26 protein-coding genes, 2 tRNA genes and 2 pseudogenes are annotated in these 21,222 nt (G+C 43.4%); 7 read left to right on the top strand and 23 right to left on the bottom strand.

The genetic code is table 11. From position 1 onward, the window contains the following. Positions 1-52: 52 nt before the first annotated feature. The 4 genes from QZT71_RS01075 to QZT71_RS01090 all read right to left on the bottom strand — a co-directional run bounded on the left by QZT71_RS01075 (position 53) and on the right by QZT71_RS01090 (position 2,628). Positions 53-892: a helix-turn-helix domain-containing protein gene (locus tag QZT71_RS01075; protein WP_295911285.1), complete on the bottom strand. Its 840-nt coding sequence runs from the start codon at positions 890-892 to the stop codon at positions 53-55. 200 nt (positions 893-1,092) lie between these two features. Beyond that, positions 1,093-1,178: transfer RNA gene (locus QZT71_RS01080), tRNA-Leu, on the bottom strand. Positions 1,179-1,220: 42 nt separating this feature from the next. Further along, entirely contained in the window at positions 1,221-2,132 is a 912-nt protein-coding gene (miaA, locus tag QZT71_RS01085) for a tRNA (adenosine(37)-N6)-dimethylallyltransferase MiaA (RefSeq protein WP_295911286.1), read from the bottom strand. Beyond that, complete coding sequence (locus QZT71_RS01090) at positions 2,116-2,628, bottom strand: hypothetical protein (protein WP_295911288.1); 513 nt, start codon at positions 2,626-2,628, stop codon at positions 2,116-2,118. Before QZT71_RS01090 ends, miaA begins: the two co-directional genes overlap by 17 nt. A 400-nt stretch (positions 2,629-3,028) precedes the next feature. Between QZT71_RS01090 and QZT71_RS01095 the strand changes: the two genes are divergently transcribed. Beyond that, positions 3,029-4,261, top strand: a complete 1,233-nt coding sequence (locus QZT71_RS01095) for a site-specific integrase (RefSeq protein ID WP_295911290.1) — start codon at positions 3,029-3,031, stop codon at positions 4,259-4,261. A 12-nt stretch (positions 4,262-4,273) separates the two neighbouring features. Then, the gene (locus tag QZT71_RS01100) at positions 4,274-4,633 is read left to right on the top strand and encodes a hypothetical protein (protein WP_295911292.1); all 360 of its coding nucleotides are present in this window, start codon (positions 4,274-4,276) and stop codon (positions 4,631-4,633) included. 44 nt (positions 4,634-4,677) lie between these two features. On the opposite strand, the gene QZT71_RS01105 is transcribed toward QZT71_RS01100, so the two are convergent. The 8 genes and pseudogenes from QZT71_RS01105 to QZT71_RS01135 all read right to left on the bottom strand — a co-directional run. Continuing rightward, positions 4,678-5,091 carry a DUF3732 domain-containing protein gene (locus tag QZT71_RS01105; protein WP_295911293.1) on the bottom strand — a complete coding sequence of 138 codons (414 nt, stop codon included), beginning with the start codon at positions 5,089-5,091 and terminating at the stop codon, positions 4,678-4,680. A gap of 2 nt (positions 5,092-5,093) precedes the next feature. Next, a complete protein-coding gene (locus QZT71_RS01110; RefSeq protein WP_295911294.1) occupies positions 5,094-5,894 on the bottom strand; it encodes a hypothetical protein in 801 nt (266 codons plus the stop codon). A 378-nt stretch (positions 5,895-6,272) separates the two neighbouring features. After that, a complete protein-coding gene (locus tag QZT71_RS01115) occupies positions 6,273-6,632 on the bottom strand; it encodes an AAA family ATPase (protein ID WP_295911295.1) in 360 nt (119 codons plus the stop codon). Position 6,633: 1 nt separating this feature from the next. Then, positions 6,634-6,768, bottom strand: a complete 135-nt coding sequence (locus tag QZT71_RS12485) for a three component ABC system middle component (protein ID WP_363150547.1) — start codon at positions 6,766-6,768, stop codon at positions 6,634-6,636. Beyond that, positions 6,761-7,129 (bottom strand): three component ABC system middle component, encoded by a 369-nt coding sequence (locus QZT71_RS01120; protein ID WP_295911297.1) that lies wholly within the window; start codon positions 7,127-7,129, stop codon positions 6,761-6,763. Before QZT71_RS01120 ends, QZT71_RS12485 begins: the two co-directional genes overlap by 8 nt. Further along, on the bottom strand, positions 7,129-7,635 hold the full coding sequence (locus QZT71_RS01125; protein ID WP_295911299.1) for an ABC-three component system protein: 507 nt from the start codon (positions 7,633-7,635) through the stop codon (positions 7,129-7,131). Before QZT71_RS01125 ends, QZT71_RS01120 begins: the two co-directional genes overlap by 1 nt. Positions 7,636-7,807: 172 nt before the next feature. Further along, positions 7,808-8,317 carry a hypothetical protein gene (locus tag QZT71_RS01130; RefSeq protein ID WP_295911300.1) on the bottom strand — a complete coding sequence of 170 codons (510 nt, stop codon included), beginning with the start codon at positions 8,315-8,317 and terminating at the stop codon, positions 7,808-7,810. A gap of 13 nt (positions 8,318-8,330) precedes the next feature. After that, positions 8,331-8,441 (bottom strand): annotated as a pseudogene (locus tag QZT71_RS01135) (transcriptional regulator); the annotation flags it as partial. Here QZT71_RS01135 and traN point away from each other — a divergent pair. The 3 genes and pseudogenes from traN to QZT71_RS01150 form a co-directional block, all read left to right on the top strand. After that, positions 8,432-9,253, top strand: a pseudogene (gene traN / locus QZT71_RS01140) (conjugative transposon protein TraN); the annotation flags it as partial. The pseudogenes QZT71_RS01135 and traN overlap by 10 nt on opposite strands. A gap of 1 nt (position 9,254) precedes the next feature. Further along, positions 9,255-9,818, top strand: a complete 564-nt coding sequence (locus QZT71_RS01145; protein ID WP_295911302.1) for a conjugal transfer protein TraO — start codon at positions 9,255-9,257, stop codon at positions 9,816-9,818. Positions 9,819-9,825: 7 nt separating this feature from the next. Further along, positions 9,826-10,260: a DUF3872 domain-containing protein gene (locus QZT71_RS01150; RefSeq protein ID WP_295911304.1), complete on the top strand. Its 435-nt coding sequence runs from the start codon at positions 9,826-9,828 to the stop codon at positions 10,258-10,260. A gap of 54 nt (positions 10,261-10,314) precedes the next feature. Here the strand turns inward: QZT71_RS01150 and QZT71_RS01155 are convergent, their stop codons facing one another. The 10 genes from QZT71_RS01155 to QZT71_RS01200 form a co-directional block, all read right to left on the bottom strand. Next, the gene (locus tag QZT71_RS01155; protein ID WP_295911305.1) at positions 10,315-12,984 is read right to left on the bottom strand and encodes a TrlF family AAA-like ATPase; all 2,670 of its coding nucleotides are present in this window, start codon (positions 12,982-12,984) and stop codon (positions 10,315-10,317) included. A gap of 254 nt (positions 12,985-13,238) precedes the next feature. Beyond that, positions 13,239-13,547 (bottom strand): hypothetical protein, encoded by a 309-nt coding sequence (locus tag QZT71_RS01160; protein ID WP_295911453.1) that lies wholly within the window; start codon positions 13,545-13,547, stop codon positions 13,239-13,241. Continuing rightward, positions 13,547-13,765, bottom strand: coding sequence for a DUF3873 family protein (locus QZT71_RS01165; protein ID WP_295911307.1), 219 nt, complete (start codon positions 13,763-13,765; stop codon positions 13,547-13,549). The genes QZT71_RS01160 and QZT71_RS01165 overlap by 1 nt, the downstream gene beginning before the upstream one ends. Positions 13,766-13,923: 158 nt before the next feature. Next, positions 13,924-14,169: a hypothetical protein gene (locus tag QZT71_RS01170; RefSeq protein ID WP_295911309.1), complete on the bottom strand. Its 246-nt coding sequence runs from the start codon at positions 14,167-14,169 to the stop codon at positions 13,924-13,926. Positions 14,170-14,191: 22 nt separating this feature from the next. Continuing rightward, complete coding sequence (locus QZT71_RS01175) at positions 14,192-15,475, bottom strand: PcfJ domain-containing protein (protein ID WP_295911311.1); 1,284 nt, start codon at positions 15,473-15,475, stop codon at positions 14,192-14,194. 5 nt (positions 15,476-15,480) lie between these two features. Continuing rightward, a complete protein-coding gene (locus QZT71_RS01180) occupies positions 15,481-15,891 on the bottom strand; it encodes a PcfK-like family protein (RefSeq protein WP_295911313.1) in 411 nt (136 codons plus the stop codon). A gap of 23 nt (positions 15,892-15,914) precedes the next feature. Further along, complete coding sequence (locus tag QZT71_RS01185; protein ID WP_295911315.1) at positions 15,915-16,133, bottom strand: hypothetical protein; 219 nt, start codon at positions 16,131-16,133, stop codon at positions 15,915-15,917. Between the two features lie 13 nt (positions 16,134-16,146). Then, complete coding sequence (locus QZT71_RS01190) at positions 16,147-16,356, bottom strand: hypothetical protein (protein WP_295911316.1); 210 nt, start codon at positions 16,354-16,356, stop codon at positions 16,147-16,149. Between the two features lie 851 nt (positions 16,357-17,207). Then, positions 17,208-18,326 carry a glycoside hydrolase family 18 protein gene (locus tag QZT71_RS01195; protein ID WP_295911318.1) on the bottom strand — a complete coding sequence of 373 codons (1,119 nt, stop codon included), beginning with the start codon at positions 18,324-18,326 and terminating at the stop codon, positions 17,208-17,210. A gap of 116 nt (positions 18,327-18,442) precedes the next feature. After that, positions 18,443-19,435, bottom strand: coding sequence for an acyl-CoA reductase (locus QZT71_RS01200; protein WP_295911454.1), 993 nt, complete (start codon positions 19,433-19,435; stop codon positions 18,443-18,445). 89 nt (positions 19,436-19,524) lie between these two features. On the opposite strand from QZT71_RS01200, the gene QZT71_RS01205 reads away from it, so the two are divergent. Together QZT71_RS01205 and QZT71_RS01210 are read left to right on the top strand one after the other, a co-directional pair. Further along, positions 19,525-20,127: a nitroreductase family protein gene (locus tag QZT71_RS01205; protein ID WP_295911320.1), complete on the top strand. Its 603-nt coding sequence runs from the start codon at positions 19,525-19,527 to the stop codon at positions 20,125-20,127. Positions 20,128-20,233: 106 nt separating this feature from the next. After that, positions 20,234-20,306, top strand: a tRNA-Gly gene (locus QZT71_RS01210). 260 nt (positions 20,307-20,566) lie between these two features. On the opposite strand, the gene QZT71_RS01215 is transcribed toward QZT71_RS01210, so the two are convergent. Further along, entirely contained in the window at positions 20,567-21,055 is a 489-nt protein-coding gene (locus QZT71_RS01215; RefSeq protein WP_295911321.1) for a hypothetical protein, read from the bottom strand. Positions 21,056-21,222: the final 167 nt, after the last annotated feature.

The raw sequence follows: 21,222 nt of genomic DNA on the forward strand, positions 1-21,222 counted from the left end.
TCGCGGGCAGTTTCAGGCTGCTTCATTTCGTATGTAATTTAGTATTTTTCGGTTACCAGGCAATGTGTACCGTACGCCGGTATTCCGACGGGGACATGCCCGTATGCTGGCGGAAAAACCGGCTTAATGAGGAGTGGTTGGAGAATCCGGTCTGTCGGACAACGTCTTTTATATCGAGGTTGGCGTCCAGGAGCAGGGACTTTATCGCGACGACAACGTAGTCCGCGATAAACTCACGGGCAGACTGCCCGTTTACTTCCTGTATGACTTTGGTCAGGTATAAGGGGGATATGCACAGTTTGTCGGCGTAGAAAGCGATTTCACGGTGCTCACGGTGGTGTTCGAAAACGAGCATGGCGAATCGGAATGCGATGCTCTCCTTGTTGGAGTTCAGGATGCGGAGGGTTTTCCGGTCGCACGATATTTTCCGGAAGTGGACGTAGAAGTCCCAAAAATAAATCCGCAGCAGGTGCAGGACGGTTTCCCGCCGGAAAACGGAATCGTCGTTCTTGCAGCGGAAATCGAGCACCCGGCAGAATCCGAGGAACCTCGCGGCCTCCTGCCCGTTAAGCCGCACCCGGAAATTCTTCCGCATGTAAAAGAAAAAATCGGGAGTTATCTTGCCCAGGCCGCTCATGACATCCAGAAATACACCCCTGTCGACTTTGAAAAAGGTCATGGAGAAATCGGCACTGACATCGTGAATCGACACCAGCTGCAACGGAAGAACGGTAACCAGATCGTTTTCAGCTATTGTACGACTGACGGAAAACACCTTTATCACGGCTGTACCGCCCGTGCACATCCCGCAGAATCCCTCTTCGAGGTACGCTTCGTGTTCGCATGCGGGAAGGGCCGAAATATCGGTATCTACGTGAAAATCATCTCTCATCTGATATTTGTCTAAATGGGATACATAAAGGTAGGGCATTCCTGTTCCATTCGGCAGTTTTCTATAAAAATTGAACGCGACTAGCATGTTTCGGTGCCAAAACCGTGCAACTGCAGGATTGTCGTCCGGAAAATTTATGCTCCCTGCCATACGGGCACAAAATAAGCCGCCGATCATAAAGATCAGCGGCTTATTACCGGTACTCGGAGCGGGAATCGAACCCGCACGACCATTGCTGGTCACAGGATTTTAAGTCCGGCGTGTCTACCTATTCCACCATCCGAGCAGCAGTCTTTCGGCGAAAGACGCCGGCAAAAGTACGAAAATTTTACGATTCGCCAAAATCTATATAACTTATAATCGCTTCGGTGTCATCGGGCCCGAACCAGCGTATCCCGCCGTCGCGGCGGAACCAGGTGAGCTGCCGCTTGGCATAGCGGCGCGAATTGCGTTTGATAAGCGCGACTGCCTCGTCATAGGTGGTGCGGCCGTCGAAATAGTCGAAAAACTCCCGGTAGCCGACCGTCTGCAACGCATTCAGGTGGCGATAAGGGTACAGGGCGCGGGCCTCGGCTTCCAGTCCGTCGGCCAGCATGCAATCGACACGCCGGTCGATACGTTCGTATAGCATATCCCGGGGCATGTCTACGCCCACTTTCACGATGCCGAAATTCCGCGGCCGGGGCGTACCGGTACGCAACTGCGAATAGGGGAGTCCGGTCTGCAGGCAAACCTCCAGCGCCCGTACGACACGCGCCGGATTACTGCGGTCGACTTTGTCGTAGTAGGCCGGATCGAGTGTTTTCAACTGCGCGGCAAGCGACTCCAGCCCCTCGGTTGCAAGCCGCGAGGCGAGTTCCCGGCGCAGTTTCTCGTCGGCCTGCGGCAGGTCGTCCATACCCTCGCACAACGCCCGCACATAAAGTCCCGAGCCCCCGACGGCTACGACATAATCATGCGCCGCGAAGAGTTCATCGAGCCGCGCAAGGGCTTGTGTCTCGTACTCTCCACAGCTCAAGTTATCCTTTATATCGTGCGATGCTATAAAATGATGCTCAACTTCCTGCAGCTGTTCAGGCGATGGCTGGGCAGTACCGACAGCCATCCCCCGGTACATCTGGCGTGAATCGGTCGAAAGAACCGGGGCGCCGTAACGGCGGGCGATGCGGATGCTCAAATCCGTTTTTCCCGAGCCGGTAGGCCCTACGATAACGATGAGCCGTTTAGTACTCGTCGTCATAGTTGTCGTCGCCCTCGAAGTCGTTGAATTCGCCCATCACCTCGTTGAAAATCGACCCTTCGCCCCCGACGACATTCTTCGTGGGATCATACTGATCCGGAGCGTCGGCCTGCGCGTAAATTTCACGCGGATAGGAAGCGCCGTCCTGCGCTTCGAACGAACCGGTCAGCTCCAGAAAGTAGGCCCGGTCGCCGAACATGTCGAAGAGATAGATCAGCCGGTCGCGGTTGTTATGGATAATCTGCCCGAGGGTCACGTTCTCCATTGCCACGGGAGCCCCCTCGGCGCCGTCGTCCATATCCATCAGCGTGAATTCGCGCTGCTTCTCCCAACGTTCGTCGGCCTTGAAAAACGATGCCATGCAATCCTCGTATTCGAGCGAGCGAAGGATGAAATGATGAAAATCGAGCAGGGTAGTATCGTACAGCACCTCGTAATCGCGCACGAAGTTGTCGTTCTCATCGCTCAACATCCTGAATCGGAAAACCATCGACATAACTGTATGTATTTTGAATTTCTCTATACAAAGATAAGAAATAAAAATGAGACTAAGAGCAGAGCACAGAAAGAAGGTTGTAAAAGAGCGATTTAGGCGATAATCAGAGAAAAGTGAGAAGCCAAGTAAAACCATCAAAAAGCCAAGTAAAACCGGAGTTACGTTACTATCCCGTTACTCTTCTTTGGTAGATAAAGGGATTTTAGATAGGTTTTCAATGCGCTGATTTACATGCTTTCAACGGTCGCCGTGGCTGTAAATGTAACCTAAATTTCGAGAAACGAAAGAGGTTACGCTAAAAAAGAAACAAATCCGATTCTTTTGCACTGATTGGCAATGCTTTGCATATTAACGAATGACTCTACATAACTTAATTTTGTAACTTAAAAAAATGTAGAGTATGAGATCAACTTTTAAAGTCTTGTTTTATTTGAAGCGTAATGCCCCGAAGAAGAACGGGCTTGTGCCAGTCATGTGCCGTATCACGGTAAACGGCAAAGTATCTCAGTTCAGCAGCAAACTGGACGTAGAGGAAAAATTGTGGAACGTCGAGCTGGCCAGGGTGTCCGGCAGAAGTACCGTTGCACAGGAAACGAACCGGATGTTAGACAAAATTCGTGTAGGTATCAACAAAGCCTATCAAGAGATTTGCGATAAAGACAATTATGTCACTGCCGAGAAAATCCGCAATGCTTTTCTGGGAATGGGGATGAACCACGAAACTCTGCTTGCCGTATTCCGTCAGCACAATGCCGATTATTTGAAGCAAGTAGGCAAAATCAAAAGCGAACGCAGTTATTGGAAATACTGCACAGTGTACAACCACTTGTCGGAGTTTATCAAACAGCGGTACAAAGTAAGCGATATTGCGTTGAAAGAGCTTGCTCCGGCTTTCATTACGGACTTTGAGTTATTCCTCAGAACGGAGAAGAACCATTGCACCAATACGGTATGGTCTTATATGATGCCCTTTCGGAGTATTATCTTCATGTCCATTAATAACGGCTGGCTGCAACGTGATCCGTTCTTCGGGTACAGCATCACGAAGGAGGAAACAAAGCGGGGTTTTCTGACTAAAGAGGAAATCAAACTCTTAATTAACGGCACGTTCAAAAAGAAAAGCTATGAATTGATCCGTGATTTGTTCATCTTCTGCACGTTTACCGGATTGAGTTGGACGGATATGGCGAACCTAACAAAAGAGAATCTGCAAATATCCTTCGACGGTCATCTGTGGATTAAGACCAACCGCCAGAAAACGGGTACGGAGAGCAATATCCGCTTGCTGGATGTTGCCAAACACATCATAGACAAGTATGAGGGTATGGCAGAAAATGGAAAGTTACTTCCTGTTCCTTGCTATCCGAACTGCAAAAACGGAATAAAGGTTATCGCTAAAAAATGCGGTATAGATAAAAACGTTACGTGGCATCAAAGCCGTCATAGCTATGCCACGACCGTGTGCCTATCGAACGATGTACCTATCGAAACACTCTCAAAAATGCTCGGACATCGTAGTATCCGCACAACCCAGATTTACGCTAAAATTACGGCAGAGAAAGTCAGCCGTGATATGGATAAGCTATCGAAGCAGATCGAGCAAATGGAGAGTTTTATTTGTCAAGCAATTTAATTCAACATGATTATGAAACGAGGAAGTATATCTATCAACAGAAACAGTGTTACCATTACAGGTAACGTATGGATGGCGGATTTTGAAATAGCCGAGCTATTAGGTATTACATACTCCGCAATCAGAATTAACATCAAAGCTATCTACAAAAGCAGAGCTTTGCAAGAAAACGACACATACCAATATATCCATTTAGAGAATGGCAACCGTGCGAATGCGTATAATCTGGAAATGATAACCGCCCTTGCCTTTCGACTTAACAGCCTGCCTGCCAAAGTATTTCGGCAGTGGGTTGTCCAAAAGGTGGTAATGCCGATACGCACAGAACCGTCAATCGTGGTTCAACTCAAAGACAACAGCTTTCTATGCTGAATGAAAAACGGGCAAACCTCTCATATAAGATTTGCCCGTTCGTTTTAATTTAGATCATTGTCTGTCAGCCAATCTTGGGGGATTAATTTTTCTCCATTTCTCCAGACTGCTTTAACACAGTTTTTAAACTTGTCGTCTTGTAGATAGGCATGATCTGTAATAATTACTTGAAATTTAGAATCCATCGCATCAGTTCTGTCAATAATGAAATCGAACATCTTTTTTACTGCTATTTCATCTGAACTTTCTTGCATTACTCCGTCATTATTGACATCTTTCTCAGGTGGAAAATATACTTGTGTCGGTTGGTCAATCATTAGAAAACGAGGTACAGGTCTGTCAGTTTGAACAAAGTGCTGATGTAATGCGAAGTGAATAAGTAAATGATAACTTACCCAGTTGGCTCCACTTCCCATCTGAGATAAAGGGATAGATTTGCGATCTGTATCTGCAATCAATGTTAATTTTGAAGGTCAAATCTAATTAGAGCATCTTCATATTCTACATCAAGGCTCCTCACCCAATTGCTCATGTGTAGGTTTATCTTATTAATGATTGACATCAATTTGTCTTCTTTTGACTCTTTATCAACAAGTCCAGATAACCTCTCAATTTCAATTCTCAATTCTTGAATCTGATTATCCAACCCACGATCCTCTGTAAAGTCTACGCTTTCCAAAAACAGACTTATTCGTCCTATAACTTTTCCTCTTCGCAAATTCAAATCACGTAATCTTCTTGCATTTTCTTGCTCTGTATATAAAGCCGAAATTGCATTTTCAATTTTAAGTATTTCCTCTTTTAGAACATCAACTTTTACCGATAACTCTTGTAAATATTTGTTTAAACGAGGCTTTTCCCTAGCTGTTTCTTCCAAACTACGATTAAGATGCAAGAGCGGTGCATTAATTGCTTGTATGGAAGGAATATTTGTTGATAGAGCATTATTACATAACGGACAAACATTGTAGTCTGTATTTTCTGTTTCTGAAAATAGCCCTATACTCTCAAGTCTCATTTTTTGTTGCTCGACTTCTTCCGAATAATGAAAATTATTTTTTATAAAGGTTTTTGTGGCAGATATAGTATCTTCCAGATGACCTAATTCAACTTTATATTCATTTCTTTTATTTACAAGATTTTTCAAAGCAGAATTTTCACCATTCACTGTTACTTGTGAGGTGTTGTATTCCCAATCTTTGACACTATTTAGGGCTTTAAGAGCATCTGAAATTGTTTCAACAATAATATTTTTATCCATTATACCCATTTCTTTGGCTTCCTCTACTAATGAAAATGCCAAACTTACGCCATCAGTCCTAATTTTATCTGCTTCATTCTTCTCACGCGTAAGTCTATTTAAGATTCGTTTATTTTGAATAATTTCCTGCTCAATTTTTAAACTATCTTCTCTAATTGCTCCTAAAAAACTAAGGCAATGAATCCTTCATTGACTGAGGAACAAACTGTTCTGTTTGTTTATAAAATAAATAATCCTGCTGCGCAATAAGCGTTTGAGGTTGAAAACTATAAAATCGCGAATGTTTAAAATTAACCTCTAATGATTCTCTAGTATTATTCTCTGCGATTTGTAGATTCTCAGCTATTCCTAATTTTCTTGATAGAAATTCTTTTAAAGCTATAATATGTTACTGTTATTATGAAGATTAGAGAATTCAGGAAAATAATCATCATTAATTTGTTCGATATAGATTTCAGAGATACTGCTAACATTCCGAACATTAGGATTTAATCGTGCAATAACATACTGTTCATTGTCTGCAAAAGCAATAGTCATTGCAAACCAATAAACATTATCTCGAATAACGCCATCTGCTATTTTACACTCTTTGCTTCCTAAACAGTAATCAACAATATTAATCAATGCGGTTTTTCCAGACTTGGATTCACCTGTGATAATATTCACTTTACCCAAATCAAAAGGAAGTATTCTTTTACGCTCAGCATCCTTGTATAGGATAATATTTTTAATCTGCATATTATGGTCTAATTTTTAGAAACATGTAAATTGTTTGCTCATTCCCTGTCAAACGGAACCACTTACCAAGTAAATCTGCTTTTTTATAAATAGATCGAACTTCATCTGAATGTTCTCCAGTTGGGTTTCTACGCATATATTGAGTTAATTTCTATCCTACCGTTATCATCAATTTTTGCAGCATTATGTGATAATAGAAACATAAGACTTTCCTTCGTGTAAGGAATTAACTCTTTTACTCTATATGCAAAATCAATAAACAAGAACTCATTCTCATCAACCCAATAATGAAAATAAGTGCTTGATCTTTGAGGCATGTTTTCTCTGGTTTTTTTATGTAGGAGTTTTGGCAATATTAAATAAAGCAAAGAAAATGGAAACTTTGCATTCTCTTCATTGTTATTGTATGCCGCAATAGTCCGACGTATTATTTCTCCACAAAATGCAGGATTAAGTAAATTAGCTGCAATCTGAGATCTATCTTCCCATTTTTCCATCATTTATCTTTTAATAATTCTTGAAAATTTGGATGCCAACCAATTTTTTTGTCTTCCGCCAGCATATGGCAACTTCCTGTAGTCAAGTATTGTGGCTGGAAGTTATTTCGTATTTTATATGCAGGGGGGGGGCTCTTTATATAAAAATCTTCATAGAAACTTTTTCCAGCTTTTGCTAATTCTTCTTCAGTCATATCCTCACATTCATCTTTCATCAATGCAAAAATACTATTCCAGTGATTGAATAATTGATTATCAAATCTATTGTATTCTTCTATACCTGTCAAATTATCTCGTAACCATTTTGATCGCTGTTCAAAAGCCCTTCTAAAATCACTAATAGCATTTCTCATACTATTATTTTTGACTGCAATTATTTTTAACTGTTTAATAAACATCCTTTCTTCATAATCTGCAATTTCTTCTTCATCTATGGTTAGTGGATCAGGAAAATCATCAGGTAGATTGTCTGCCGAAAACATTTCTCTCGTATCTGATATTTTCATTTGTAGTTCTTTACTTGAAATTCCATCTTTCTTTTGGGACAGCATCAATATACATTGTGAAACCACCAACCCTCTATTTTTTCCACAAATAAATCTATTTTCCCAACTGGAGCAGAATACTTTAATTCATTTTTTATTGCGGTTAAAGTTCCGTCAATTGACAACGAAGCATCTATGATATTATACTATTTATCAATTTAGTTTGTTGTTCTGACGATAAACGAACAAATGCTTCGTAACCTTTTATATTGGTTTGATTACTACTCTCTGTACATATTTTAAGCATATCTTCCAATACACCTATCCGAGTTTGAGTACTACTAACCGTCAGTCTGGATATAAAGGAATCAGGACTTACTGTTGCTGTTGTAATGAGTGTGAAAACAGTATTGTCAATATCTAATAAACCAGAAAGAATAGCCTCACTCCAAACCCGTATAGTTTTCCAAAAATCAGCACTTCTGTCTGACAAATTTGCCACAGAATTGATATGTAATTTGGTTTGATACAAATCCCTACCATCAATATCATCTATCACAATATCATCAAGTTCTTCTAATCGAATAGAAGGGTTCTCCTTTGCTTTCTCACGCAACAATAAATACAAACTATATCTAATTTGATAATTGTAGCCTAAAGATGGTTCTTTGGCTGAAAAGTCTGTTTGATAAGTTGTACTCATACGCAATCTATATCTATTTGTTTTCGATATTCTCTGTTAGCAAATCTTTTACACTAACCTGTAATATTTCAGCTATTTGGTAGAGGATTTCTAATGTTGGTTGCCTTCGGTTGCAAACAACTGACTTTCGACCGTATGATACCGCCCTACAGTATGGAAGTGACGTATGACAAGACGGTACACGTCATTTTCCCGTCCGCAGTCCGTTATGTGGATTTGGGTTCTCCCAATCTGATTGCGGGCAAAGCCGACGGTGCGGAAAATGTGATCCGTGTGAAAGCGACGGTGAAGAATTTCCGCACAGAAACCAATTTTTCGGTGATTACCGAAAGCGGCTCGTTCTATACCTTTAATGTGAAGTATGCAGATGAACCGTTGTTGCTCAACATCGAGATGAAAGACTTTATCCACGATGGCAGCACGGTTAATCGTCCGAACAATGCCCTCGATATTTATTTGCAGGAGCTGGGCAGCGAATCCCCCAAGTTGGTGCATTTGATTATGAAGTCTATCCACAAGAACAACAAGCGTGAAATCAAGCATATCGGGGCGAAGTCTTTCGGCATCCAATACCTGCTCCGTGGGATGTACACGCACAACGGGCTGCTGTATTTCCATACGCAGATTAAGAACTCGTCTAACGTGCCGTTCGACGTAGATTTTATCACGTTCAAAATCGTGGATAAGAAAGTAGCCAAGCGTACCGCCATTCAGGAGCAGGTGATTTTTCCGCTCCGTGCCTATAACTACACCACCCGTGTGGCAGGCAACAAGGACGAGCGCACCATCTTTACGATGGAGAAATTCACCATTCCCGAAGACAAACAAGTGATTGTCGAATTGCATGAGAAATCCGGTGGTCGCCATCAGTCCTTTGTGATTGAAAACGAGGACATCGTGCGTGCAAGGGTGATTAACGAACTGAAAGTGAAGTAAGATGAAGAAGTATCTATTTGTAGTTGTAGCGTTGCTTGCCCTTGCGGGGCAAGCAAACGCCCAACGCTGCCTACCGGGTATGCGTGGCGTGGAACTGAAAGGCGGTTTCGTGGACGGAGTACAGAAACCTGTAAACTATTATCTCGGTATCGGGCTATCCACTTATACAAAGAACGGAAACCGCTGGGTGTTCGGGGCGGAATATCTGAACAAACAGTACGAATACAAAAGCCTCTATATCCCCAAAGCGCAGTTTACGGCGGAGGGCGGTTACTATCTGAAAGTCTTGTCCGACGCTTCCAAAATATTCTTTCTCTCTTTGGGCGGTTCGGCACTTGCCGGATATGAAACAAGCCGGTGGGGTGATAAGTTACTTCCCGACGGGGCAACACTCCGCAATAAGGATTCATTCATCTATGGCGGTGCGGTAACATTGGAATTGGAAACTTACCTGTCCGACCGTGTGGTGCTGTTGCTTAACGCACGGGAGCGGGCACTCTGGGGCAGTTCCATCGGGCACTTTCACCTGACTTTCGGGGCAGGCATAAAATTCATCTTAAATTAGTATGACCATGAAAATAAAGATTATAACCATGTTGGCGGTGGTATTGACCGGACTGTTCCTTACCTCCTGCGATGACAAGATAGAAGTGCAGCAGGCATACGATTTCTCACTGACGACCATGCCTGTGCAGAAACGCATCAAACAGGGTGAAACGGCTGAAATACGCCTCCAACTGCACAAGTCGGGAAACTACCGGGAAACGGAGTTCTTCATTTCCTATTTCCAACCGGACGGACGTGGGAGCCTGCGGATGGATGACGGAACCGTATTTGCTCCCAATGATTTCTATCCGTTGAAAAGAGAAACATTCCGGCTGTATTACACTTCGGAGTGTACCGACCAGCAAGCTATTGACGTGACAGTGTATGATAGCTTCGGGCAGAGGTATGATTTGAGTTTCTCGTTTCAAAATTATGGCGATACGAAAACTACAGAGAAGTAAAAACAAAAAAATCCATCGACACCATTGTCGATGGATTTTTTCCACAGAAGCATATTATATTTTATATATTTCTTGTCTTTTTCTAAAAGCTCGTTCTCCTCCCTCTAATATTTCACAACATAATTTGCGAGTTTTTTCATTGTCTATTGACCCACGTTCCATTATTAAAGATTTTATACTTGTACTCTTTAAAGGGATAATTAGCTCCGCATCGCCAAGAACAGCTATGTTAGGATTGTGCGTAACAATAATTACTTGTCTATGTTCTTTTATTTTCCGTAGATTAGCAACAATTGATTTATAAATAAATTCACTATCTAAATTATCTTCTGGCTGATCTATCAAAAGAGGAACCTTGCTTTTTGATTGCAATAAGATTGCTAATAAAATTGATTGTTGCTGTCCTAATGATAATTGATTTAATGGCCTGTTTACGTATTGAGTATTTCCTGATTCGTCTTCGACAACTTTTGTAACAATTATACTTGGTTTATCATCAAAATCCAAAGAATCGAAATCCTCATAATTATAACTATCTGTAGCTTTTATCAATAAGCCATTAATTTCATCATCTGAATAGACACGTGCTCGTGATTCATCAACTATCTTTTTCATGAAATCAAGATTCTTTTTCCGTATTGCTTCAGCAAAATCAATAGGAGTAATATTTTGAGCTAAGAATTCGGATTTTCTTAATAATCGCCATTGTGATAAATTTCTTATAGCTTGTTCAAATGTGGGAGAATATCCACCATTCATATATCTTACAGATACAAAGAAATTATCTACACTATTCTTTAAATTCTCATTTGTCATTTTGGCAAAAGCATAATGATGAGAATAAATCTTATTTTTTACTTCAATTCTTTTCTTGATAATATCATCCCGTTCTTTAAGTAGTATCTTTAGGTCAGATTCTTTTTGTTGCAATATTTTAAGTTTTGTTTGATATATAACAACGTCTTTAGTAATCTGATTTATTTTTCCTAAATCAAATGGAATACCCTTATCTTCAAGTTCTTTCTTCTTGGCTTCGATTTTGGATTGAATTTCTGTTTCCTTGCTCTTCCATGTTTCTAACTGAACTTTCAGTTCTGCTATCTTTTGAGATAATTCCGTATTTAACTCGACTTGCTTAGATGATACTATCTCTCCAAATCTCTTTACTATTTTTTTCACTTGGATGAAATTATCTTTTCCTACTTTAATTTCATTGCCATCAATTTTTTCAAAATTCTCGAAAATTGTCTTATCAGAAAGAATTTCTTTATATTTATGAACCAGAGCATTTAAGTCAGTAATAATGCTACTACGTATTTCTTTTTCCCTAATTAATGCTAAATGGAAATTAACTAATTCACTTGCTTTATCTTGTTGTAATTGTTTCAACTTGCCTTCAAGGTTAATTTTCATTTTAGTAACTTCAGGAATTTGGGAAACCTCTATCCTCAAAGCTCTCAACTTACTTTGATTATCATTTAATAAATCCCGATACGATTTATCTTCGATGTTTAAATTATCTATGTCAATAAAAGAATTGAGGAAATCTATCAAAAATTGCGGATTTTTCTCACTAAACTGAATAGTTTTGGCAGTTTCTCCTTGTCCGTAACTTTCAATTTGCACTTTAGAGAGTCCTTCTGAATCAGTTAAATTTGTTACACTTCCATTCTTTTCTCTCGAAAAATTGATAATCTGCCCTGTTTCATCTTCATATTGTAATAAAATTCTCTCAGGCCAAACTTCGCTATCAACAACATTTAACTCAGAGTGATTCCCTGAACATTCTCTTAACGATTCAAGCATTGTTGATTTCCCCGCACCACGTCCACCGATAATGCAGGTTAAATTATTACTAAAATGAACTACTTGTTTGTCAAGCAATCCCCCTTCGATACTCATTCCAACAAATCGAGGAAGTCTCTCTGGTATAAGATTTTCTATTCTTATTCTTGAATTGCTACTTAATAAGGCTATTCTAAATGCGTGAAAATTTAATGAATCCAGCTTAATTCGGGTTAATTTTTTTTCTCCACTTGCATTCAGTCCGAGTTTGTCTAACGTATGAGCATCTGAAGACATTAATTTTGGAAAGTCATAGTTGCTTTCTAAATTTAATGCTTGTCGTCTTTCATTAATTAATCTTTTTCTTTCCTCTGAACTTTCGGTATCGTCATTATCCGTATATAAGGATATGCTATCTTTGGTGCTAATTTCTAAAGCCATTAATACCTCATGAGTCAGAATAGCAGACATTTTGGGGTCAAAACGATTAATTGTTTTTTCAAAACCAGAGTCTAACTCAATATGGGCTAATACACCTACACCATTATATTGTTTTGCAAGATTTAGGCAATCTATAATTCCTTGCGTACATGTTTGCCTATCTTCTGCAACTGACAATTTTCCTCTAAAATTTTTTAGTTCGTCATATTTTTCAAAATATAAAAGCAAATGTCCTTGTAATGTTGATACTTCCATGCCCGGAATAACAAGAATGTTTTTCCCTTCAGCATGTTTAAGTGCTCTTTTTACATTTCTATCTTCATTGTGGTCTGTGATTGAAATAATAGATAATCCTTTTTCTATCGCAGTATCTACAATATTTTCAGGAGTCATTGTAGTATCTGTTACGTCAAAAGAACCTTCTTCTCCATAACTATGGATGTGCAAGTCTGCTTTATAAAAACTTGCACCTGAATTAATCGTTTCAAAATCAATCATAATATTTATTTGTTATTATATTCTCTACTATTTATCACTATAACGATTTTTGTTCACAAATATAACAATTGTACCTGAAATTCAATTACATAAAATGGAATTTATTACTTTTGTGCCGTTTTATCAGCTAAAAATAACGGCACAAAAATAACCCTCTGAATTTTTAGAGGGTTTAACTACGGTTTCTTTGTTACTTTCTTACCCGCTATCGGCTCACTGAAAGAAAGTAACGGGCGGAAAAACCGCCCGTCCTCTCATAGCCTTGTATACAATCCTGTAATCGAAGTGAACATTTCTTCCAGCATATCGCAATAGACACCTTCATGCAGCGCAATATCCTTTTTTGATACTTCAAATGTCTTTTTGCTGAATATCTGACGGAAGAACTTCATTGTATAAGTGTCCGTTTCTCTATCCAAAATGATTTCAAGCCGATTGGCGGAAGTCTTGTTCCTTGCAAGGTTCATTCTTAACCCGTTTCCCAAATCTATAAAATCCTTGCTTCCCGTCATGGCAATAAACTTACCATCGCCAAGCTGTTCTAAGATAGTCTTTGCTACCATTATTTGCTCTCCTTGTTCTTTAGCCATTCATCCCTGCGCTGCCTGCATATTTCCAATGTAGGGGCGACTGTTGAGAATAACTCACCATCTTCTTCATGGCGGTAATCGTATTGGCAATACCTGCTTTTCCTGCGTAATCGGGGCATTAGGTTGAAATACACATAGTTTTCTTGTCCTGTCTCGCAGGTGGATACTCCGTTATTGTTCAATGATTTCATGCTTTTACTGATTAAAATTTGTACCAACTATCGTGATAATTATCTCCTATAAGAGTGAACACGCCAATTAATTCACTCTCTGTTGCAAATTTCTTGGCTTCCCGAATGGTCGGGAATATGTCTATCTTCCGAAAGCCTATGAATAATGTGTACATGGCTTATTCCTCCCTCCATATCATTATCGGTGTATAACGTTGCAGCCACACTATAATGGATGGCATATTGTATTTGGAAGTGATTACTGCCGAATTATCGCCAATCTGCGTGAAACGCGTGCTTTCATGAGACTCTATCCATTCCTTGAGAGTGGATGCTCCCCATGTTTGGGGAGTATCAAATATGCCGTTCAGTTCTTCGATGTTTTCATCGAATGTTACTATTATCGTTTTGTATGCTGTTTCCATATTCTTCTTATCAGTTTAATGATTATGCAGCCATCCGCTTACGGATAAGCCGTTTGTTCTTATTTACAAGTTCGATGATGCGGTCGTGGTATTCGGTATTTTGGTTGCATACGCCACGACTTTGTAGGACTTTCATTGTTTTGAGCGAAACTTCTATCGTTTCTACCCGCTTCCCGTCTATGCAGGCGGAAAATATAAGGCTGTCGGGTTTGAGGTAGTATTCGTTGGAATACACGCAATGGTGCATGGCTGTTCCCTCTTCCAAAAACTCCAATACGCTCTCCAATACCCGTACTTGGATTGTCCCGTCTGTAAAGGCGATGCCGAAAAACTTGCCTTTGAGTTCTTGGAAACGCTGTTCATTTTCCAATGCCTTGTGCTTCTGTTCTTCAATCCGTTCACGTTCCAAACGTTCCATTTTCTTTTTTACAAGGCGGTCATGTTCGGTTTTCAAGTCGGCAGGACAAACATATTTCGGACTGTTTGTGTCCTTGCCAAAATAACGGAGCAAGTCGATATAGTCGCACCATATCCCTGCATCGCTTACCATACAGCCGTTACGGGTTGCTATGCGGATGGCATTCCAATAGGTGGAGATACTTTTGGACGGATGGTGTATGAAATAACTTAGCAGGCTATATTGTCCCGTCTTCATCAGCGTTTCCGCTTGGTTGTTTTTCAACAGTTCACAAAACAGGTCAAACGGTTGGAGTTTGTGAAAATCACCTTTGAAGCCGTTACGCTTGAGTTCGGGAATTACCTTTATTCTCGGATAAGTACATACGGGGTGTATGTCATACACATGGTGGTTCCTGCGGATTTCCATAGAACTGCCTTCCTGCCATAAATCGTAATAGATGAAAGCTATCCCTCTCAATCGGGCTATCGTTTCAAACTTACCGTTGGGGGCAATCCAGCGTTGTGCCACTTCGTAAATGGAATATTCGGCAGGCTGTCCGACCTTGTAATAAGCCTTTGCAAAGAAGAACCGTATCACTTGATAGCCTTTGCAGGTGGTAATCATGGAAAAATATTCAATTTCTTTGAATACCCGTTTTCGGGTGGTATGGACTTTCAGTTCCATTCCGCAATGAGGGCAGGTGCAATCGCAAAGCGTATCTGCCAATGCTCCGTTTCCCTGCCATTGGTGTCCGCACTCGGTGCAGGTAATGATACCTTTGGCAGACCTGCGCCCGACGTGTTCAAAGCAATGGCGGAAAGCATACTTCTTTTGTGCTTCATTAATTTGAGGTAATTGTGCGCTCAATACTGTAACCTCTTTTTGTATCTCCGTTTTCGGTTTCATAATCGTTAGAATAAAAGTGCCATTTGTCCGTTGTTAATACCCTCTTTCTTAGGGGCAGTCTTGCGCTTCGTCATTCTGCTATAAGCCTCGTTTTCGGCTCGCTTGATGGCTTCCTTACGTGCTTCCGCTTTCTCTTCTTCGGTCAGTTCCACCGCATGATTGACTACTACTTTGCAGTCGATAGGCTTGCCAACTTCAATATTGGTTTCATCGTAGTAGTGTACGGCTTGCCCGAATATTTCATCATCAGAGAAACCGTTGCAACCACTTCTCTGAACATAGTTCAAAATATAGGTTATGCAATCTTCTATGTTTTTCAACGGGTTACGGTAGGAACGGGCGAATAATTCGTCATACTCGGCACGCTGTTCTAAATAACTCTGTATTTCTGTTTGGAAATGGATGGATGCTTTCATCTTATTTGGGTATTTATGGGTTTTTAAATGGTTGCTTGGATTATCTCTACTCGCCACGCTGGTATCACCTCGTCAAACAGGTAGGAAATAAATTCCTTGCGTGCATCGGTGCATAACTCTTTATATAGTTCCTTAAAAGGCTCTATATTGCCGTTGATATATACGCTTACCATATATTCATAGATATTTTCCACTTCGTAATATCTGCATTGCTGTGCAACTGTCTTGTTGTATCTTTTCATGTTTCTGTATGTTTTAAGAAATGAGTAACCAAAATATTCCACCGATGATTGCAGCATATACAAGGCAGTAAATGACTATCGCCAACGCTATGGTAAAAAGCAAGCGGATAACGAATTTGCCTACTGCTATTCCTACTAACCACCACCAAAAGCTACCACCTAAAAGTGCTGAACCTGCTACGGCAACGAGTGCCAAAACTGCTATTTTATACCTTGTCTTCATCGCTGTTGTTTTTTTAAGTTTATGCGGATTCTTGAGATGAGGGAGGGAGTTGAGTTTCAATTTCTATCTGCCTCCTTTGAATCCGACATTTTTTTTATGCGTCTTTCCGTCGAGTCGGTCGTTTTTGTTTCAGGGGCGATAATGGTGTAGGGTTTAGGACAAACAAGGTTTATGAGAAAAATACTCTCAAACGCAGTGCAGCAGGAAGATTTTTATCAGAACCGCTTGCGGCTCGACCTTGTTTGTCCGTGAAGAACCCGGAAATACCTTTGCCACTGAGAACGAAAATGACTGTCCCGACGGTTTAGAATCAGCATATTGTGGAGGATCCAAAATCAGAGAGGCAGATTCAAATTATCAATTAATCTTTTCCATAGTGGTTACCCACTATGGGTATCAATAAGGGTGGGTAGACAATGATAAAAGATACCGCTTCGCATAGTCGGAAAAAGAACAATCCCCCGTCTGCAAGTGCTTTCACTGCTGACGAGGGATTGTTCTAAAGGCTATGCCGTAGGATGAATATGATTGCCCGATTTATCGGGGTAATGGTATTCAGACGAAAATAAGGTCTTTTATACCGATGAAGGGGTGGAGAAAATATATTAGATGGACATTTAGAAAAGTTAATCAGAACATCCTTTGCAATATTCATTTTTTGCGTTACCTTTGCATACAGAGTTATTTGAGGTACGCAAAGCACAGAGGTTCAATGAAGTTGCATTGTCGCTAAATCGTTACCAATAACTTTCTACTTCTCTACTTAGTTCTGTCATTCAGACAGATACGCAAAAATTTCTTATTCATGGCAAAGATAGTACAAAATGCGAGAAAGCCAAAGTTATGCCGGGTTACTTCCGCTCGAGATACTTTGCAACGGGGTCGATGAGGTAATGGCTGCCGCGGGGATTATCACGGTTCGGCCGGACGTAATCGTGGTGGAACTCCCACCAGAAAGCGCCCCGGTAGCCGCTGGCCGTAATCCATTCGATTTTGTTCAGTACCGACGACGGATTGTCGATGGTCACGAACTCGTTCCTGTCGGGAGAAAAGTAGTAGGACACCTCCGCAACGGGGTCGTACTCCTCCGTCCAGCCGTTGCCGAGCCGGGGCAGAAACTCCCGGTAGGTGATGTAGGAACCGTATTTGCTCAACGGGCCGTCGGCCTTCTGTCCGGGTTTGAGTCCTTTGTAATAGAATCCGTAATTGGCCAGGCCGAGGCAGAGCTGCCGCTTGTCGAATACGTTCCAGTGCGCCAGCTTCGACCGCATGCGCTCCATCGAAGTGTTATGCGACGGGGTGCTGCCCCATACGCCGTCGCACATGTCGTAAGACATGATGTTTATCCAGTCGACCGCCTGGCTCAACTTGTCGGCCAGCGGCCGGTCGTACACATGGTCGATGCTCAAGGCGGTGGTCAGGTAATAGTATTTCCCGCGGCGCGCGGAAAGCTCGTCCAGTTTCTCGCGCAATTCGGCCATCATGCGGGCGTGCAGTTCCTTGTCGAGCGTGATTTCCCAGTCGATGTCTATTCCGTCGTAATCATTGTTCCCGACCAGCCGTACCATGTATCCCACGAATTTGGAGATGCGTTCGGGCTTCTCCAGGAACGGCCGGAATTCCTGCTGGCCGCCGAAACACAGCAGGACTTTAACACGGGCGTCGTGCGCCTTTTCAATCATCTGCGGCACCAGCGGCATATTGCCCGCCTGTTCGGTGTAATCGAAGCGGTCGGCGTATCCGTCGATCACCTCCTGCGGCAGGTCGAAATCGAAATTTTTCCACTCGGGGGTGGCCATGAGATAGATGAACTGGAAAGTTTCGTATCCCGGATTCGACAACTCCTCCTTGCTCAACAGGCTTTCCACGGAGTAGGTTGCATGGATAAAGTCGGGAATTTGGGGTGCGACGCTTCGGGCGCAGCTTCCCAGGATAACCAGGGAGGCAATCGATAGAATAAGTCTCTTCATGACGCTTGGATTAATTTGTATCAGCCACAAATATAATATTTTTTACCAAAACATCAATCCAATCCGATATTTTTCATTATCGCACCAATCCATTATAACATTTTTAGCCGAAAATCTTATTTTAAAGAGGTGAGAAATGCAATAACATCCCGGTCATCGGGATAATCCGTCAAGGCAGGGGACTGCGCGCGGCCGAATCCCGCACGACGGCTGTGGGAAATGGACTCCGAAACCACACATTGCAGTTCGGCATCATGCGCCGCGAGCCACGCTTCGACCTCGCCGGCGGATGCGTAATACGAATAGCCGAGGCAGCTCAACGCCGTCGGGAAAGCACGCTGCTCGACGGCAACGGCCGCCCCGAGGTCGAGGAAAGGCCGGCCGGACATCTCCAGCAGGGCCTTCTGCTGGCGGTAATTGTTCCGGTATTTGTCGTTCACCTCCGGCATCGCCAGACGCAGTTCGTAACCTGCCGGCACGAACAGCAGCGACACGCTGCGGCATCCCAGCCCCGAATAAGCCCAGATGTCGTCGGCAAGGCCGGCCAGTTGCCCGGGGGTTTCACGGCCCGACAATACGGCGACCGACTGGCGATTGCCGCGCAGCAGGGCCGGAATCCCGGCATACCGTGCACGAAAATAACGGTTGGCATTGTCGCTGCCCGTAGCGATAACGGCATCGACGGGCGTTTTGCCGTCGTAGAATCCGACCGGCACCTCGGGATCGATGTCGTGCAGCAATCCTACGACATACTTCATCAGGACGGTATCTTTGGCCGAGGGTTTCACCAGACACTTATGTCCGCTTGCGAGCACACACAGCAAATCGAAAAATCCGACCATCGGAATATTTCCGGCCATGACGACCAGCACACGCCGCGGAGTGCAGACGGGGACAGGGTAGGCAGACAGCCATTTCCCGAGCGCCTCGCGCCGCAGCATCCCGCCGGCCAGAGCGGCTGCAGCACGGCGAACATCCGCAGGCGTAAACCAGGCATTGGCACGGCAGGCCTGCGCCACGACATCGCCGGCCGGCGAATCGCCTCCGAAGCTGCCGAAGCCTCCGAGCCGCCGGCCCAGTTCCGAAAAAAGTTCAATGGCATCTTTCATGGCACAAAGATAGTGTTTCATGGCGGAATATGCACATTTTATCCAAAGTTGCGCTATCTTTGTAGATACGGATATTAAACGACAAAACTATGGAGAGAACATTCACAGAAGCGCTTCGCCACCGTCGCAGTTATTATGCACTGGCACCGGAATCGCCCGTCGACGACGCACGGCTCGAGGAGATCGTGCGTTTCGCCATAAAGCACGTCCCCTCGGCATTCAATTCGCAGTCCACACGCGCCGTGCTGCTGCTCCACGAGCACCATGCCGAATTGTGGAAGATTGTAAAACGCACCCTGCGGGCAATCGTTCCGGAGGATGCCTTTGCCCGCACCGAAGAGAAAATCGAGCGCAGCTTCGCATCCGGATACGGCACCGTACTCTTTTTCGAGGATACGGACGTCGTACGCGGCCTGCAGCAGCAGTTCCCGGGTTATGCGGGCAATTTCCCGACATGGTCCGAGCAAACCTCCGCCATGCACCAGCTGGCAATCTGGACGATGCTCGAAGATGCCGGACTGGGCGCTTCGCTGCAGCATTACAATCCACTTATCGACAAGGAGGTGCGCAAACACTGGAGTCTTCCCGAAGAGTGGAAGCTCATTGCCCAGATGCCGTTCGGAGCCCCCGCAGGAGAACCGAATGAAAAAACTTTCGAACCGCTGGACGAGCGTATCCGGGTGTTCAGATAGCGGCACGAGGCAGGTTTCGCAGGAAAAATCCACAGAATACCCCTGAAAAATTTGGAGTTTCGGATTTTTTATATACCTTTGCACTCGCAATTGCGAAACACGCCATGCGGAAATAGCTCAGTTGGTAGAGCGCAACCTTGCCAAGGTTGAGGTCGCGGGTCCGAGTCCCGTTTTCCGCTCTCATTAAATGGTTGATAATCAGTCGATTATCAACCATTTTTCTTTTTCTGCCGTGTGTTGCGGATGTCCGTCGTGTAACACGCCATACCCTGAAATCAACGCGGCCGCATGCCGTGCCGCCCGCAGATCCGTCGGCGCAAACGGACTGTATCGCGCCGAACGGACAGGTCGAACCCAGACCTCACGTGATTTGTCATAGACCGTGCCCCGTGTGCCCGCACCATCGAAAGCATTCCCCCATACTGCGAAACCGGAATTTTCATTCCGGCCCTGCTTCCTGCGCTTCGATGCGTTCGATGATTGCATCGTAATTCTCCACGTCGAAAATATCGAACTCGACCAGGGGCCGTCCCGCCTCCCTCATCGCGAAAATGTAATTCAGCAGCAGGATATATACCCTTAAATCACTGCCTGCGATTTCCATTTCGGCTTCGCCGAATGTCGATATATCCCGGTTGAAGCGCTTTTGTAAAACATGGTCGAATACGAACACGGGCAGTTGAGTTTGGGACAACGTATCGTTTTGACGGGCAAAATTGCGTTTGTATTCCTCCGCCTGCTTCTCGCCCGGCATCGGCATCAGCCACTTTTTCAGCAAATCGTCTGGCAGTTCGGTAGACAGAACCCGGTAACGATGCTTCCGCAGATAGGCAAAACTCGTTTGAAGCAGCGATAGAAACTCCCCCAGGGGGATTACGCCGCCCGAGGAAAAGGGGCCGAAAAGTCTGTTCAGCAATTTTCGCAGCATGCAATGTTCTTGTTATTTCGACTTCTGTTTTTACCGGTCAGATCCGCCGACCGCCATTTGCCCGATGCCGCGGCGCATAAATCAACCTGCACCGTGTAATTGCGGCTTATGGCCCGCAGGGCTTTTCGGAATCGAGGTCGTCCCGGTTTGTCGCCTCGATGCCATGT

The organism is uncultured Alistipes sp. (assembly GCF_902388705.1).
Taxonomy (GTDB): domain Bacteria; phylum Bacteroidota; class Bacteroidia; order Bacteroidales; family Rikenellaceae; genus Alistipes.

Bases quoted from the DNA above. Each gene is read 5' to 3' on its own strand.
- QZT71_RS01075 (WP_295911285.1), bottom strand. From the start codon at position 892: ATGAGAGATGATTTTCACGTAGATACCGATATTTCGGCCCTTCCCGCA.
- miaA (WP_295911286.1), bottom strand. From the start codon at position 2,132: ATGACGACGAGTACTAAACGGCTCATCGTTATCGTAGGGCCTACCGGC.
- QZT71_RS01090 (WP_295911288.1), bottom strand. From the start codon at position 2,628: ATGTCGATGGTTTTCCGATTCAGGATGTTGAGCGATGAGAACGACAAC.
- QZT71_RS01095 (WP_295911290.1), top strand. From the start codon at position 3,029: ATGAGATCAACTTTTAAAGTCTTGTTTTATTTGAAGCGTAATGCCCCG.
- QZT71_RS01100 (WP_295911292.1), top strand. From the start codon at position 4,274: ATGAAACGAGGAAGTATATCTATCAACAGAAACAGTGTTACCATTACA.
- QZT71_RS01110 (WP_295911294.1), bottom strand. From the start codon at position 5,894: ATGGATAAAAATATTATTGTTGAAACAATTTCAGATGCTCTTAAAGCC.
- QZT71_RS01115 (WP_295911295.1), bottom strand. From the start codon at position 6,632: ATGCAGATTAAAAATATTATCCTATACAAGGATGCTGAGCGTAAAAGA.
- QZT71_RS12485 (WP_363150547.1), bottom strand. From the start codon at position 6,768: ATGCGTAGAAACCCAACTGGAGAACATTCAGATGAAGTTCGATCTATT.
- QZT71_RS01120 (WP_295911297.1), bottom strand. From the start codon at position 7,129: ATGGAAAAATGGGAAGATAGATCTCAGATTGCAGCTAATTTACTTAAT.
- QZT71_RS01125 (WP_295911299.1), bottom strand. From the start codon at position 7,635: ATGAAAATATCAGATACGAGAGAAATGTTTTCGGCAGACAATCTACCT.
- QZT71_RS01130 (WP_295911300.1), bottom strand. From the start codon at position 8,317: ATGAGTACAACTTATCAAACAGACTTTTCAGCCAAAGAACCATCTTTA.
- QZT71_RS01145 (WP_295911302.1), top strand. From the start codon at position 9,255: ATGAAGAAGTATCTATTTGTAGTTGTAGCGTTGCTTGCCCTTGCGGGG.
- QZT71_RS01150 (WP_295911304.1), top strand. From the start codon at position 9,826: ATGAAAATAAAGATTATAACCATGTTGGCGGTGGTATTGACCGGACTG.
- QZT71_RS01155 (WP_295911305.1), bottom strand. From the start codon at position 12,984: ATGATTGATTTTGAAACGATTAATTCAGGTGCAAGTTTTTATAAAGCA.
- QZT71_RS01160 (WP_295911453.1), bottom strand. From the start codon at position 13,547: ATGGTAGCAAAGACTATCTTAGAACAGCTTGGCGATGGTAAGTTTATT.
- QZT71_RS01165 (WP_295911307.1), bottom strand. From the start codon at position 13,765: ATGAAATCATTGAACAATAACGGAGTATCCACCTGCGAGACAGGACAA.
- QZT71_RS01170 (WP_295911309.1), bottom strand. From the start codon at position 14,169: ATGGAAACAGCATACAAAACGATAATAGTAACATTCGATGAAAACATC.
- QZT71_RS01175 (WP_295911311.1), bottom strand. From the start codon at position 15,475: ATGAAACCGAAAACGGAGATACAAAAAGAGGTTACAGTATTGAGCGCA.
- QZT71_RS01180 (WP_295911313.1), bottom strand. From the start codon at position 15,891: ATGAAAGCATCCATCCATTTCCAAACAGAAATACAGAGTTATTTAGAA.
- QZT71_RS01185 (WP_295911315.1), bottom strand. From the start codon at position 16,133: ATGAAAAGATACAACAAGACAGTTGCACAGCAATGCAGATATTACGAA.
- QZT71_RS01190 (WP_295911316.1), bottom strand. From the start codon at position 16,356: ATGAAGACAAGGTATAAAATAGCAGTTTTGGCACTCGTTGCCGTAGCA.
- QZT71_RS01195 (WP_295911318.1), bottom strand. From the start codon at position 18,326: ATGAAGAGACTTATTCTATCGATTGCCTCCCTGGTTATCCTGGGAAGC.
- QZT71_RS01200 (WP_295911454.1), bottom strand. From the start codon at position 19,435: ATGAAAGATGCCATTGAACTTTTTTCGGAACTGGGCCGGCGGCTCGGA.
- QZT71_RS01205 (WP_295911320.1), top strand. From the start codon at position 19,525: ATGGAGAGAACATTCACAGAAGCGCTTCGCCACCGTCGCAGTTATTAT.
- QZT71_RS01215 (WP_295911321.1), bottom strand. From the start codon at position 21,055: ATGCTGCGAAAATTGCTGAACAGACTTTTCGGCCCCTTTTCCTCGGGC.